The organism is Leucobacter sp. M11 (assembly GCF_035726885.1).
Lineage (GTDB): Bacteria > Actinomycetota > Actinomycetes > Actinomycetales > Microbacteriaceae > JAPFRB01.
In genome coordinates, this window is record NZ_JAPFRB010000006.1 from 126,498 (window position 1) to 127,798 (window position 1,301).

The window sequence follows — 1,301 nt, forward strand, 5'->3', positions numbered from 1 at the left end:
AGAGCGGAAACGCCGAGCCCGGCGGCACCGCGGCGGGGGACACCCGCACCGTGAGCACCGACCTCGGTGACGTCACCGTGCCCGCCGAGGCCGAGCGCATCGTCGTGCTGAACTCCAACCTCGCGGGGTACCTCTTCGCGCTCGACACCCCGGTGCACGCGACGATCCCCGAGGTCCCCGGCCCCGGCGGCGGTGACTACCCGGAGAGCTGGGCCGCGGACGCCAAGCAGGACGGCACCGTCATCCTGCCCTGGGGCGAGGACGGCTTCGACTTCGAGGCGATCCTCGCCGAGAAGCCCGATCTCATCATCGGCGGCGGTCAGGGCTTCCCCGCCTTCCAGGCCGCGGAGGCCTACGAGCAGCTCAGCGAGATCGCCCCCACGGTGATCGTCAGCAAGGACCTGCTCACCTGGCAGGGCCAGCTCGACTTCATCGCCGAGGACGTGCTCGACGACGCGGCCGGCGGCAAAAAACTCGTTGATGCCTACGACGCCCGCGTCGCCGAGGTGGCCGAGGCCATCACGCTGCCCCCGCTGCCCGTCGCCTACCTCGTGATGACCACCGACGGGGTGCCCTACTCCCTGCCCGAGGACTCGGCCCTCCCGCAAACCCTGGCCGAGCTCGGCTTCGAGCCCGCCCCCGTGATCGCCGACAACCCCGAGTTCACCGCCTTCGGCACCGGCGACTCCTTCGAGCTGAGCACCGAGCAGGTCACCGAGGTCCTCACCGCGCCCTCCCTCTTCGCCTTCGGCTTCAACACGACCCCCGTCTCGCTCGCCGAACTCGCGAAAAACCCCGTCTACGCCGCGCTGCCCGCCATCTCCGGCGGCCACGCCGTCGACCTGCCGAACTGGGGCTACCGCGCCGACTACCTGCGCACGATGGAACTGCTCGACTGGGTCGAGACCCAGTTCTCCTAAGCCCCGATCCGCTCGCCCCGCCCCCAGGAGACCCCCGCATGGCCCAGCACCGCTTCCGCCCCCTCCCGCTCGTCCACCGCAGGCTCACGGTGCTCCGCGTCGCCCGGGTCACCCCACGCATGCTCCGGGTGACCCTCGGCGGCGAGGAACTCACGGGCTTCACCCGCGACGGGCTCGACCTGGCCGCGTTCGACAGCCCGGGCTTCGACGACCATGTCAAGCTCATCTTCGCCCCGGGCGGGGACCTCGCCGCCGCGCTGCCCCGCCAGCTCGCCGACACGATCGACTGGCCGGCGGCCCCGCACCGGGAGACGCGAGACTACACGCCGAGGCGATTCGACCCGGTGGCGGGTGAGCTGGACCTGGACTTTGTGCTCCACG

The 1,301-nt window shown here is 71.5% G+C and carries 2 protein-coding genes; both read left to right on the top strand.

Features of this window, described 5'->3' with window-relative positions:
• A partial coding sequence (locus OOT08_RS17620; protein WP_325094168.1) for an ABC transporter substrate-binding protein occupies window positions 1-920 on the top strand: 920 nt, incomplete at its 5' end.
• Between the two features lie 38 nt (window positions 921-958).
• Window positions 959-1,301 (top strand): siderophore-interacting protein (locus OOT08_RS17625; RefSeq protein WP_325094169.1); only part of this gene is annotated, 343 nt, incomplete at its 3' end.